Raw genomic sequence first — 12,184 nt, forward strand, 5'->3', positions numbered from 1 at the left:
GCGCGGCCCATGCCCCCCGCTGACGGCAGCCGACCAACGGTCGGCTCTACGTCAGGCGGCCGTCCACACCGCCAATTCATACCCGTCCGGATCGCGGAAATGAAACCGCCGCCCGCCGGGAAAATCGAACGCCGCCCGGCAGACGTCCGCCCCGGCCGCCTCCACCCGCTGCTGCGTGGCCACCAGGTCGTCGGCATACAGAATCACCAATGGCCCACCCGCGCGCACCGGCTCGTCCATGGTGAACCCACCGCGCAACCGGCCGTCGTCGAACTCGGTATAGCCCGGGCCGTAATCGGTGAACGACCAGCCGAACACCGCCCCATAGAACGCCTTGCTGCGGGCGATATCGGCCACGTTGAATTCGATGTTGTCGATGCGGCGGTCGTTGCCGTGTGCTGTGCTCATCGCTGTGCTCGGGTTGAAAGGAAGCCCCAGCATCGCGACCTGGGCCGCGTCCGTCTTGAACAAAACGGCCAGTCAGCTCCGCCACTGCGCGCACAACTGCGCCGCCCCGATCCCTGCCAACGCCCGTACCTCGCGGCTCAGGTGCGACTGGTCGGCATAGCCCACATCCGCCGCCAACCCCGCCAGCCCATCCCCCGGTCGCGCCCGGGCCATCGCCAGCAACCGCTGCAGCCGCAGAATCCGCTCCAGCATCTTCGGCCCGTAACCAAACTGCGCATGGCACAACCGGCGCAGGCTGCGCGTGCTCATCTTCAGTGCCGTAGACACACCCGCCAGATCCCCATGCCCCGCACGCACCTGGGCAAACACCTGCGCCGCCGCGGCATCGGCAGTGCCATTGCCATTGCCATTGCCAGCCACCCCGGCAAGCTCCCGCGCGAACAGCTGCTGCCGCACCTCGGCATCGCCCACCGCGTTCAACCGCGCCGCCATATGCCGCGCCCGCACACCCAGCACGGCGTCGAGTTCCACCGCCGTCCCCACGATCTCCGACAGCGGCAACCCCAGCCACGCCCGCGCCGCACCCGGCTGAAACCGCGCGCCCAACACCTGCGCACCGGGCGTCAACTGCGGGTGCGCCGCCACCACATCCGGCCCCACCACAAACAGCCGTCCATCGCGCCAGAGGATGTCCACGCAACCATCGGGCAGCACCGCCACCTCACCGCTATGGCCCATCGGCAGATCGCTGCGCCACAGCTGCCCGAAGCCGCCGCGCAGCGCAGCCGGCGGCGCCCATTCGCGGTAGCGACCGGTAGCGCCGGCAACGCCGGGAAGGTCAGCAGGATCAGGGCGGGAAGACATGCGCGGACGATAGCGGATCAATCCAGAGAAACAATCTTGATCACACCCTTCGTGGACGACCCATCGCCAAAGAGAACTGAAGCGCCGCTGTGCAGTGCCTCGATTGCACCGTCGTGATTGAGGAACGAGATGGTGCAGGTCACCGTGGCCCCAGGTTCAATCACCGGCATGGCTGGATCGTTCAGGACGAAGCCGTACCACATGGGTTCGACACCAAAGGCGTCTGCCATGGGGCGCGCCGTGGATGCATTCAGCGCCATGACCGTGCGCCCGCATGAATCAACAGCGTCAAGGCAGAGTTCAACGCGAACCGGTCTCAGGGCTGGATAAGGCTCGACCATTTCAGCACCGCCTCTGTTCGACATGGGCAGAGGCGCAGATGCACCCCGTCGCGCACGATAGCGCAACCGTAAACCAGGCAGAGCCAAGCCATGCTCGGCTGCTACCGGACGCGCGTTGATTCCCCGGAGGTGGTAGAGCCGAGCCATGCTCGGCTGCTCTTCACGTCCCAAAAAAAACGCCGGGCAAGCCCGGCGTCCTAAAAAAACCTGCAGCGCCACTTACTGCGCCTTGATCGCCATCGCCTGAAGCCCCGTCCCATCCAGCTTCTGCTTGGCCTCCGCCAGCTCGCCCGCGCTGCCATACGGCCCCATGCGCACGCGATAGACCGTCTTGCCGTTGATCTGCGCAGATTCCACCCGCGCCGCCAAACCGATCATCGCCAGCTTGGCCTTCGTCGCCTCGGCATCGCCAGACGCGCCGAACGCACCGGCCTGCAGGATGTAACGCACGTTGCTGGCGGCCGGCTCAGCTGCTGCCGCCGCAGGCGTGGCCGCTGCGGTCGCCGCCGGCTTCGGTGCAGCCGGAGCAGCCGCTGCCGTCTGCGCCGGGGTGGCCGCCGCTGCCGTAGTCGCCGCAGGGCGCTCGGCCACCGGCGCAGGCAGCGGGGCGGTGCTCACCGTCGCCGGCGAGGTGGTCGCCGCCGTGCTGGTGGGTGCCGGGGCCGGTGCCGGTGCAGGCGGCAACGGACGGCCTTCCAACGCCGCCTGCGCGCGCTGCGCCTCGGCCTTGGCGCGGCGCTGATCTTCCGCACGCGCGCTGGCCGCCAGCTCCGCATCGGACATTTCCACTTCCTTGCCGGGCAGCAGGGTGTAGAAGTCGTACTGCGTGGCCGGCTTGGCCGGTTCGGCAGGCTTGGCCGCCGCACCCGGCTTGGGCAGTTCGGCGCCCACGTCGGTGTCGGCGTCGCTCACCGGGGCCGGCTGGGCGTTCGGGTTCGGCTGCGGGCCTACCCGCAGGAAGCCGTCACCGTCGTTCTTGAACAGGTTCGGTGCCGCCAGAAACACCACGGCCGCAATCGCCACACCCGCAACCAGCCACACCCATCCCGGTGTGCCCTGGCTGCTGTTGCGCCGTGCCTGGCTCTTGCCGCGTCGTGCTGCCATTTACTGCTTCTCCACTGCTTACATTTTTTCCGGGGCGGAAACGCCCAGGACGTTCAGACCATTGGCCAGCACCTGGCGCGCCGCGCACGCCAGCGTGAGCTTGGCATTGCGCTCGGCATCGTCAGCCACCAGCACCTGCGTGCCGTGATACCACGTGTGGAAGGCGTGCGCCAATTCACGCAGGTACTGCGCGATCAGGTGCGGTTCCAGCGCGATACCGGCCGCTTCCACCACTTCCGGGAAGCGCGACATTTCCACCATCAGCCACAGCGAGGCGTCGTCGCTCAGCGAGGCCATGCCGGCCAGGCCTTCGCCCGGCGTGTAGCTCAGGCCCTTCTCCTGCGCCTGGCGCAGCAGGCTGCACACCCGGGCATGCGCATACTGCACGTAGAACACCGGGTTGTCGTTGCTCTGCGCGCGGGCCAGGTCGATATCGAAGGTCAGCTGCGAATCGGGCTTGCGCGCGATCAGGAACCAGCGGGTCGCATCGCGACCGGCTTCTTCGATCAGGTCGCGCAGGGTCAGGTAGCTGCCGGCACGCTTGGACAGCTTCACTTCCTCGCCGCCGCGCATCACCGTCACCATCTGGTGCAGCACGTATTCCGGCCAGCCCTTGGGAATGCCCACGTCCAGCGCCTGCAGGCCGGCGCGCACGCGCGCCAGCGAGCCGTGGTGGTCCGCGCCCAGCTCGGTGATCGCGCGCTCATAGCCGCGCTGCCACTTGCTCAGGTGGTAGGCCACGTCCGGCAGGAAGTAGGTGTAGGTGCCGTCGGACTTGCGCATCACGCGGTCCTTGTCGTCACCGAAGTCGGTCGAGCGCAGCCACAGCGCGCCGCCGTCCTCATAGGTGTGGCCGGCCGCCTGCAGCTGGGCGACGGTCTCTGCCACCTTGCCGTCCTTGTACAGCGAGCTTTCCAGGAAGTAGATGTCGAAATCCACCCCGAACGCGGCCAGGTCCTGGTTCTGCTCGTTGCGCAGGTAGGCCACCGCGAAGCGGCGGATGCCATCGAGGTTGTCCGGGTCGCGCTCGCCCACCACCGAATGACCTTCCAGCTCCACCGTGGCGCCGGCCAGGTAGGCGTTGGCCACGTCCTGGATGTAATCGCCGCGGTAGCCCGCTTCCGGCCAGCCCGCGTCATCGGGCTTGAGCCCCTTGGCGCGCGCCTGGGTGGACAGGGCCAGGTTCTCGATCTGCACGCCGGCGTCGTTGTAGTAGAACTCGCGCTTGGCGTTCCAGCCGTTCACATCCAGCAGACGCGCCAGGCAGTCGCCGATGGCGGCGGCGCGGCCATGGCCCACGTGGAGCGGGCCGGTCGGGTTGGCCGACACGTACTCCACGCCCACGGTACGGCCGTTGCCGCTCAGGTTGCGGCCGTAATCGGCGCCTTCCTTGAGCACGCTGGCCGCTTCGCGCTGGTAGGCGCTGGGGGCGAGGTGGAAATTGATGAAGCCCGGGCCGGCGATCTCAACGCGCAGCACGTCATTGCTCTTGGGCAGCGCATCCAGCAGCGCCTGGGCCAGGGCGCGCGGGTTGCTGCGCGCCGGCTTGGCCAGCAGCATCGCGGCATTGGTGGCGAAATCGCCGTGCTCACGGGTCTTCGGGCGTTCGACCACGAATTCCGGGGTCAGGGTATCGGCCGGCAGAGTGCCGTTGGCGCGCAAGGCTTCGATGCCTTGGCTGATCAGGGCGCGGAGGAGATTTTTCACAAGGCCTGCTTTGGGACTGGAGCGGCGGAATCGGCAATTTTAGCCTAGATGGCGGGCCGATCCATTGAACGGGGTTGGGGCAGGGGGCTTGAGGGCCTTTGGGGGTGGTTTTGGGGCTTCGGACAGGGGTGTTGGGGCTGACTGGGGCGTTCAGCCCCGGAAGGACAGGGTGGGTTCGAGCCAGCCTCGTTCAGCCATGGAGACGGGGGTGCCTTCGCCTACTACTACGTGGTCCAGGAGGCGGACGCCTACCAAAGGCAGGGCCTTTTCCAGATGACGGGTGATATCGCGGTCGGCAGCGGACGGTTCAGCGCTGCCAGAAGGGTGGTTGTGGCCGATGATCACGGCTGCCGCGTTGTGGAACAGGGCGCGGCGTGCCACTTCGCGCGGGTAGACCGCCGCCGCATCGATCGTGCCGTTGAATAGCTCCTCGAACGCCAGCATGTGGTTGCGGGTGTTCAAGAACATGACGGCGAAGACCTCATGTGGACGCCCGCGAAGTCGCTGTTTGAAGTAACGCATGGCGGCCTTGGGATCGCACATGCCTTCACCCAGGTCCAACTTTGCACGCAAATGGCGGTCGGCGAGTTCCAGTGCGGCGACCAGCTTGCAAGCTCGTGCTGGACCAAGACCCGGCAGTTTCCTCAGCTTCTTCGCGCTCATATCAAGCAATAGGCGCAGGGGGCCATGTTCCTTGAGGAGAAGGCGTGCGTTCTCCATGACGTCCAAGCCTTTACAGCCGGTGCCCATGAACAGGGCAAGCAACTCAGCATCCGAAAGCGCTGCTGGGCCACGCGCCAGCAGTTTCTCGCGCGGTTGTTCATCCTTGGGCCAGTCTTTGATTGCCATGGCCCAGCATGGGTAACCATATCTTTAGAAGCTATAAGCTCTGTCCGCGCCGCTGGGTAAGGGGAATCTGTGACCACCAGTGGTGACATCCCCCCTTGCGCCAGCACGGGTCCGATCCGCGGAGCGGGTTAAGCCCGGGTCGATCCTCCGCATCTTCGGGAGGCCGAGGTTCTGCCCCCTTCCCGGTAAACTGAATACTGGGGGAGGATGCAATGTCCTGCGAGCTGATATTCCTTGCTTGGATGCTACCCGTTGTCTGCGCTATGCAGAGCAAAGCGACTCCCCAGGCTCGGCTGTTCCACCCACGTCTCGAGAGCAACTGTCTTCAGTTTTTGGCTGCGCTACCTTGCTTCTCAAGAAACTCCGAAAGCGGTCCGTATCTAATCATTTGCCTGGGAATAGAGTATTCGTCAAAGGTCTGAGCTGGAAGGGCCGCATATGGGCTTTCTGCCAGCCCGCGAACCGATGCAATGACCATTGGGCCATTCCTGCCGCCAGAATTCGGTAGACGTTCGTTCCCTCTTTCCCGTCGGGATGTGGGGCGCGATAGGCAAATACACCATCATCTCCCTGATGCGTTCTGAGGCGAATCAGCAAGCGGCAGCTCCGATCTCGCCCCGTGTTCGCAGCAAGCATCCAGATAGCCGTTACGAGCGTGCGATGTGCGACTGTTGCTCCAATTGCTGTTCCTGTCCGCGCTGCTGCTGATCCTGGCTTAGCACGTTGAGCTTTTGCATCGACTCCTCTACCGACGTCTGCGCAGCCTGCGCGGTAGGCATGGCCGCACTCTGGCGCATGTGGGTGCTGGGCTCGCCTTGGGCAACGAACACGATATGTGCGGCGGGCAGTGCGGCAGTGGGATTGCTCAATAGCACGTGGTCCACGCGTTCCAGCCCGTTGCTCTTGGCCAGCACCAGCAGGCTGGCTGTCATCCGCTCGCTGGTCGCGTCGAAGCTGCGCCCGTGCTCGGCATCCAGCGCAGCCACGCCATGGCGTACCTGCTCGTAGAGCCTGTGGTCGGGGTGACCGGCCTGCATTGGCGTGGACTGGCGGTCCGGCGGCACCGTGCTCTCCCAACTCGACTTCAGCAGACCATCGCCGCGCTCCGGCGATGGATCGGGTGCGTGCTGCTCGGTCGAGTGCGGCGTGGTGAGCAGTGGCACGTCAGTCTCTTGCCGCGCGGATGGCACCGGTGGGGTACTGGCCGGATGGCCGGCATGCGTGGCCCGACCTCCGGGATTGTCGATCAAACCCGTTACCAGTTGCTCTTCCGGCGTGGCTGTCGGCGCATCTTGCAGGTCTCCCAGGCTGGATGCCCCCTGTCGATCAGCTTGGCGCAGCGTCGGCTGGTGCGCCTCGCGCTCCTGCAGAGGCAGCGTTGCGATGCGCAGCTCGGGTGAACCCGGCAGCCGGGCCTGCTGTTGATCAACGGCGTTCAGCTGCGTCTGCGTGATGTCTTCGGCGGTGGTGGTGCTCTTGAGCACCATGCGGTTGCCACCACCGTCGCTGAAGGTGGCAATGGCGCTGTCAGCGCTGGGCGCGCGCGTGCGCGGGTCGGGCATCAACTCCAGGGTGAAGTCCTGGTTCAGTCCATCGCGAACATGGTTGCGCTCCACTGCTGCCACCGACGCATCCAGCTGCGCCGCACTGCGCTCGATGCCGTGCTTTGCATACAGGGTAGCCAGTTGCCCGCGGACGCCCTCCGGTTCCAGTTGCGGGTTTGCCCTGGTGTAGTCGGCCATCGCGTTCATTTCCTGCACGCCGACCTGCAGACTCTGCAACGTCAGCTCCAGTTCGTCGCGCAGGTTGAGATCTGCCGAGCTGTTGTAGAGCACGCCATCGCTGAGCCACTGGCCATCGGCTCGGCGCGTGTAGCTATTGCCGTCGCTGGCCTGCAGCGTGTCGGTCTTCAGCAGCTCATTGTTGATGGCCGGCGGCAGTGCCGGGTCGAAATCACTCCAGCGACCCTGTTCGTAGGCTACCCGGTAACGCGATGCCATTGCCGTCGGCGAGTTGGCCGCATTCTGGGCGATCACGGTGCGTGATTGCTGGTCCAGCTCAAGCCCGCGTTCTGCACTGACAGCATCGAGCCGCGTATTGGGGATGCGGCCGTCGAGCATCTGTTTGATCTCCAGCTGCCACTGTCCCGACTGTGGATCGCGCACGAAAGCCCGTTCGGTTTCAAAGGGCGTGCGCGCAGGCTGCTGCTCAGCGCTGGCATCCTGCCGGAAAGGATCTTTGGGCAAGGGCGGATTAGCCAGGCCAATTTCGTAGGACGCATTGGCAGCCTTATGGTTCAGCAGCCGCTCCAGCCGCCCGGTGGCGACATAGTCCGCACGGAACAGCACGTCCTCGCCCAGCGAGGTTTGTACAGGCTTTACCTCGACCTCACCTGCCAGCGCGCTGGTCTGCACCTGCTGCTGATGCGCCCCGCGCACCCATCGCCCCTGCGGGTCCTGCGGGTCCCGCGTCCAGGTACGTCCGCCCGGGTCGATCTGCGTATAGACGCGATCGATGTCTTTCTGTTCAGCCCAGCGATCACCCATATACGCACCGACCACGCCGCCGCCCAGTCCGGCGACAAGTGCGCCGGGGCCGCTCCAGGAGCCGGTCAGCGCACCCGCGCCTGCACCGGCGAGGAAACCACCCATCGCGCCACCGACGTTGCGGCCGACAAAGCGCGTGGCCGTGGAGTCCGCACCGGCTTGATTGCCTTGGGACTGCAACTGGACCCACTTGTGGCCCGAGGTGCCGAAGTCGTAGGCAAGCAGCGCCGTGCCAGCGATGCCTGCAGCTTTAATACCGGGATTGCCACCCGGACGGGGGGCAATGCCTTCTGCTGCTGTCAGGCCGGGAGGAACCTCCGAAGCCACTGCTCCTGCGGGCCGTAAACGCTGCGTTGGAGCATGCTCCGGCGCCGTCGATGCGCGCATGATCCTGGCTTCGTCCTGTGCCACTTGGACCGCCGTACCGATATCGGCACGCACCACGGTGCCGGACGTCGATAGCTCGGCTGCCGGAGAAAATCTGTTGGAGTCGATCCCCATGGCGTCGGCGAACTCGCGTGAGAGCGCCACCGGTTCCGTTGTGATCGAGAGCGCACCGGCTGACTTGAAAATGCCACGGGGGGCCGCTTCTACAAACTGCGCCTGTACTGGATCCAGCAGCGCTTGCGTGCCCTCCGCTGCGGCAATGGCACGCAGTTCGGCCAAAGATTTCCCGCCCAGCGTCTGGACATTGGGGTTGTCCAGGATAGTCGGCAGTTCGACCTTGCCAAACACGCGTTCCATGTTGGCGGCGGTGGCAACGACCTTGATGTCACCCCTCATGGAAGCGGCGAACTCGCGGGACGCGTCGCCCCAGAGGCAGCCCTCAAGAGAAGTCAGCGAGTTCGCGACGGCTTTGGGATTGCCGTACTGAAAGTCCAGCGTCAGCGCCTCCAGAGCCGCAGGCGACACCCCTTGCGCCTTGAGTATCCTCGCTGCCGACGAATCTACAGCTTGCTTCACTTGCAAGTCGGACAGAAATATTGCCCGAGGCGTTTCATTGATGACAGGGAGGCCGCCCTTCTTCGCAAGTTCAAGGGCGATGACTTCAGAGGTCACACCACCTACAGGGCGGCTATAGAGCACACCCCCATCACCCATCGCCTGTGCAGAAAACTGTCGCGCAACATCTCGAATCTCATCAAGTGATTGTGCCTGTCGGATGCGCGAAATTTGTGCGGAGTAATCGGCCATTACCGGTCACCAGCGATATCGATCCCAACAAGGATCCAGCCCTGCTTGAACTGAATTTCACCCGTGAAGTCCGCGATATCCTTCTGCAGAAAAATACTCGGAGGATCAATCAACCGAGATCCAGCTTGGACAAGCTTGATCACCAGCGCTTCAGTGGCAGCTGCTTCGCCAGTAGTAAAAGTCCTTCGCGCAGCCAGACCGGGCATGCCGACAGTCTCACCCAACTCATAGCCGAACGCATCGATAACGATTCCGTATTTGTCATCGTCGGCTGAGAAAAGGCGCTTGATCTCGCCGAAATACTCATTTCCGTCGAGCTTAATCGAGAAGGTATGCCTCCCCTGTTCGTCCCAGCCGCGGCGAATCCCCGAGAACCTTGCCTGCCCCTCTGGGAAATGAATCCATTCGAACGTATCGCTCACTTGAAACTCTCCGGTTTTGACAGATTTCTCACGTAGGCCTTTGCATATAGTCCCTGCGAAGGAGGGGTCGCCTCGTCTCACGGGTCCCGAGATTCGTCTCTTCCAGACGATAAGGACGCCCGCGCACGGGTCGGAACTATGCCGCATTGCGAGTTGCCTCGCGCCAGCGTTACGTCCATGAGCTGGCTGAAAGGCTGATCGCTGCCTGACCGTCCGATACTGGCACAGCCGCAACGGTTTGGCAGGAGATGGGGCACTCATTTTCAACCATCAGTCGTGGTTGGATGAGTAAAGCTCGATGCCTGGTCTTTACGACATCGGAGGCTATGGTCACTACGCTCTCGCGCTATGACCTGGCTCGACTAGCTTCCCCTTCCGGGCAGGAGCGGAGCGGCCGGCTGCGCAATGCATCGCGTTCAAGTACGGAGGGAACTGGAAATGTCCGTACGAGCTAGCAACGATAGTGATCCCGGATGTGGTCGTTGTAGTAGCTGCCCTTTGAGCGTGCGCTGAGAAGCGCTTGGAACACGTGGGGCGGGACTCGGCAGAAGTCGTAGGTGTGACCCTGAGCGAACCGGATCTCCATGCGCAGGGTATTCGGGTCATAGCCCACTTCGGCGATGGCTGAAGAAGAAACGCGAATCATGTCCACTGATTTCTCCGTGACATTTTAGTGGCCGAACCTCCAGACCCCCTCCGCCCGGCTGACCTACGGCACGGTGTGGAAGTTGTCGCTTTTAGCCGCGACTGTTCCATGCATGGCAAGCAATTCTGCATTGCAGGCCAAAGAACAAAAGAATATTTTTTCAGCTGCGCGGTTGATTAAAGCATCCTTTCTTAATGACTGGAATCACCCCGTTTCGGGTGAGACAGGGGGAGCGCTCATTGGAAACAACTGTCAAGCGCGCCAGCCCCCTCATGACCAAAAACACCCCCCTCATGCCCCTGAGGCATGAGCCCCCCACACCCCATCAGGTAAGCTAATCGCCTCAGTTCGACAGGAAATTCGCAGGTGGCTGACTCCCCCCAGGCTTCTCCGGCGTCCGCGCGCCCGCTGCAAGGCCAGAAGCTGTTGTTGTGCGTCGGTGGCGGCATCGCCGCCTACAAGTCGCTGGAACTGGTGCGTCGCCTGCGCGATGCCGGGGCCCAGGTGCAGGTCGCCATGACCGCCGGGGCCCAGCAGTTCGTCACCCCGCTGAGCTTCCAGGCCCTGTCCGGCCAGCCCACCCGCACCACCCTGTGGGACAGCGCCGCCGAGCAGGCCATGGGCCATATCGAGCTGGCCCGCTGGGCCGACCGCGTCGTGGTGGCCCCGGCCACCGCCGATCTGCTGGCCCGGCTGGCCCACGGCAACGCCGATGATCTGGTCACCACGCTGTGCCTGGCCACCACCGCGCCGCTCACCGTGTGCCCGGCCATGAACCACCGCATGTGGCAGCACCCGGCCACGCAGGCCAACATCACCCTGCTGCGCCAGCGCGGTGCACAGGTGATCGGTCCGGAGGACGGCCCGCTGGCCGAGGGCGAATCCGGCCCGGGCCGGCTCACCGAACCCAATGCCATCGTTGCCGCACTGGCCGCGCTGCAGGCGCCGTCCGGTGCCGACGCCGCGCCCGAGCAGCAGCTCCAGGGCCTGCGCGTGGTCATCAGCGCCGGCCCCACTTATGAAGACCTGGACCCGGTGCGCTACGTGGGCAACCGCAGCAGCGGCAAGATGGGCTATGCGCTGGCCGCGGCTGCCGTCCGCCAGGGCGCGCAGGTAGTGCTGGTGAGCGGCCCGGTGCAGCTGCCCACCCCGGCCGGGGTGCAGCGGGTGGATGTGCGCTCGGCTGCGCAGATGCGCGAGGCGGTGCTGGGCGCGCTGCCGGCCGACATCTATATAGGCGCGGCCGCGGTGTCCGATTACACCCCGCGCCAGGTGGCCCCGCAGAAATTGAAGAAGACCGCCGGCACCCAGACCCTCACGCTGGAGCTGGTGCGCACGCCAGACATCCTGGCCGAGGTGGCCGCGCAGACCAACGCGCTGAAGCTGGTGGTCGGCTTTGCCGCCGAAACCCACGATGTGGAGAAGTACGCGCGCGGCAAGCTGGTGGACAAGCGCCTGGACCTGGTGATCGCCAACCAGGTGGGCATTGCCACCGGCGGCTTCGAAAGCGATGAAAATGCGGCCACGGCCTACTGGCAGGGCGGCGAACAGGTGTTCCCCGGCACCTCCAAGGCGCTGCTGGCCGAACAACTGTTGTCCCTGATTGCCCAGAGGTTGCACGCATGAGCGTTGATTCCCCCCTTCAGCCGTTGCAGGTCAAGCTGCTCGACCCGCGCTTCGGCGATACCTGGCCGCTGCCGGCCTATGCCACCGAGCACAGCGCCGGGCTGGACCTGCGCGCGGCGCTGGAAACCGAGCTCACCTTGCAGCCGGGCGATACGGCGCTGATTCCAAGCGGTATCGCCATCCATATCGCCGACCCGAACCTGGCCGCCGTGGTGCTGCCGCGCTCGGGGCTGGGCCATCGCCACGGCATCGTGCTGGGCAACGGCACCGGGCTGATCGACGCCGATTACCAGGGCCCGCTGCTGATCAGCGCGTGGAACCGTGGCCGTGAGCCCTTCACGCTGCAGCCGGGCGACCGCATCGCGCAGCTGGTTGTGCTGCCGATTGCACGCGTGGGCCTGCAGGTAGTGGATACTTTCACCGACAGCGCCAGGGGAACGGGTGGATTCGGCCATACCGGGGTGCGCTGACAGGGGG

Annotated in this window: 11 protein-coding genes; 2 read left to right on the forward strand and 9 right to left on the reverse strand. The window is 64.9% G+C overall.

The window, feature by feature from the left end; genetic code table 11:
• Positions 1–51: 51 nt before the first annotated feature.
• From AC1DGC_RS18960 to AC1DGC_RS19000, 9 genes are all read right to left on the reverse strand, one after another.
• On the reverse strand, positions 52–408 hold the full coding sequence (locus AC1DGC_RS18960) for a VOC family protein (protein WP_394163036.1): 357 nt from the start codon (positions 406–408) through the stop codon (positions 52–54).
• A gap of 72 nt (positions 409–480) precedes the next feature.
• Positions 481–1,272: a helix-turn-helix domain-containing protein gene (locus AC1DGC_RS18965; RefSeq protein WP_478048588.1), complete on the reverse strand. Its 792-nt coding sequence runs from the start codon at positions 1,270–1,272 to the stop codon at positions 481–483.
• Positions 1,273–1,289: 17 nt separating this feature from the next.
• Entirely contained in the window at positions 1,290–1,613 is a 324-nt protein-coding gene (locus AC1DGC_RS18970; RefSeq protein WP_478048589.1) for a hypothetical protein, read from the reverse strand.
• Between the two features lie 219 nt (positions 1,614–1,832).
• Positions 1,833–2,717 (reverse strand): SPOR domain-containing protein, encoded by an 885-nt coding sequence (locus tag AC1DGC_RS18975; RefSeq protein ID WP_394162990.1) that lies wholly within the window; start codon positions 2,715–2,717, stop codon positions 1,833–1,835.
• An 18-nt stretch (positions 2,718–2,735) separates the two neighbouring features.
• Positions 2,736–4,424, reverse strand: a complete 1,689-nt coding sequence (gene argS, locus AC1DGC_RS18980; protein WP_394162992.1) for an arginine--tRNA ligase — start codon at positions 4,422–4,424, stop codon at positions 2,736–2,738.
• A 150-nt stretch (positions 4,425–4,574) separates the two neighbouring features.
• Positions 4,575–5,273, reverse strand: a complete 699-nt coding sequence (gene radC / locus AC1DGC_RS18985) for a RadC family protein (protein ID WP_394162994.1) — start codon at positions 5,271–5,273, stop codon at positions 4,575–4,577.
• Positions 5,274–5,920: 647 nt separating this feature from the next.
• Entirely contained in the window at positions 5,921–9,013 is a 3,093-nt protein-coding gene (locus AC1DGC_RS18990) for an XVIPCD domain-containing protein (RefSeq protein ID WP_478048590.1), read from the reverse strand.
• A complete protein-coding gene (locus tag AC1DGC_RS18995) occupies positions 9,013–9,435 on the reverse strand; it encodes a hypothetical protein (RefSeq protein ID WP_478048591.1) in 423 nt (140 codons plus the stop codon). The genes AC1DGC_RS18990 and AC1DGC_RS18995 overlap by 1 nt, the downstream gene beginning before the upstream one ends.
• Positions 9,436–9,886: 451 nt before the next feature.
• Positions 9,887–10,081, reverse strand: a complete 195-nt coding sequence (locus tag AC1DGC_RS19000) for a KTSC domain-containing protein (RefSeq protein WP_394163038.1) — start codon at positions 10,079–10,081, stop codon at positions 9,887–9,889.
• A 366-nt stretch (positions 10,082–10,447) separates the two neighbouring features.
• On the opposite strand from AC1DGC_RS19000, the gene coaBC reads away from it, so the two are divergent.
• Entirely contained in the window at positions 10,448–11,707 is a 1,260-nt protein-coding gene (coaBC, locus tag AC1DGC_RS19005; RefSeq protein WP_478048592.1) for a bifunctional phosphopantothenoylcysteine decarboxylase/phosphopantothenate--cysteine ligase CoaBC, read from the forward strand.
• A complete protein-coding gene (dut, locus tag AC1DGC_RS19010) occupies positions 11,704–12,177 on the forward strand; it encodes a dUTP diphosphatase (protein ID WP_259206563.1) in 474 nt (157 codons plus the stop codon). The genes coaBC and dut overlap by 4 nt, the downstream gene beginning before the upstream one ends.
• The last annotated feature ends 7 nt before the right edge of the window (positions 12,178–12,184 follow it).

It is taken from the genome of Stenotrophomonas sp. 05N37 (assembly GCF_056397365.1).

Bases quoted from the DNA above. Each gene is read 5' to 3' on its own strand.
- AC1DGC_RS18975 (WP_394162990.1), bottom strand. From the start codon at position 2,717: ATGGCAGCACGACGCGGCAAGAGCCAGGCACGGCGCAACAGCAGCCAG.
- AC1DGC_RS18970 (WP_478048589.1), bottom strand. From the start codon at position 1,613: ATGGTCGAGCCTTATCCAGCCCTGAGACCGGTTCGCGTTGAACTCTGC.
- AC1DGC_RS18965 (WP_478048588.1), bottom strand. From the start codon at position 1,272: ATGTCTTCCCGCCCTGATCCTGCTGACCTTCCCGGCGTTGCCGGCGCT.
- AC1DGC_RS18960 (WP_394163036.1), bottom strand. From the start codon at position 408: ATGAGCACAGCACACGGCAACGACCGCCGCATCGACAACATCGAATTC.
- radC (WP_394162994.1), bottom strand. From the start codon at position 5,273: ATGGCAATCAAAGACTGGCCCAAGGATGAACAACCGCGCGAGAAACTG.
- AC1DGC_RS19000 (WP_394163038.1), bottom strand. From the start codon at position 10,081: ATGATTCGCGTTTCTTCTTCAGCCATCGCCGAAGTGGGCTATGACCCG.
- dut (WP_259206563.1), top strand. From the start codon at position 11,704: ATGAGCGTTGATTCCCCCCTTCAGCCGTTGCAGGTCAAGCTGCTCGAC.
- AC1DGC_RS18990 (WP_478048590.1), bottom strand. From the start codon at position 9,013: ATGGCCGATTACTCCGCACAAATTTCGCGCATCCGACAGGCACAATCA.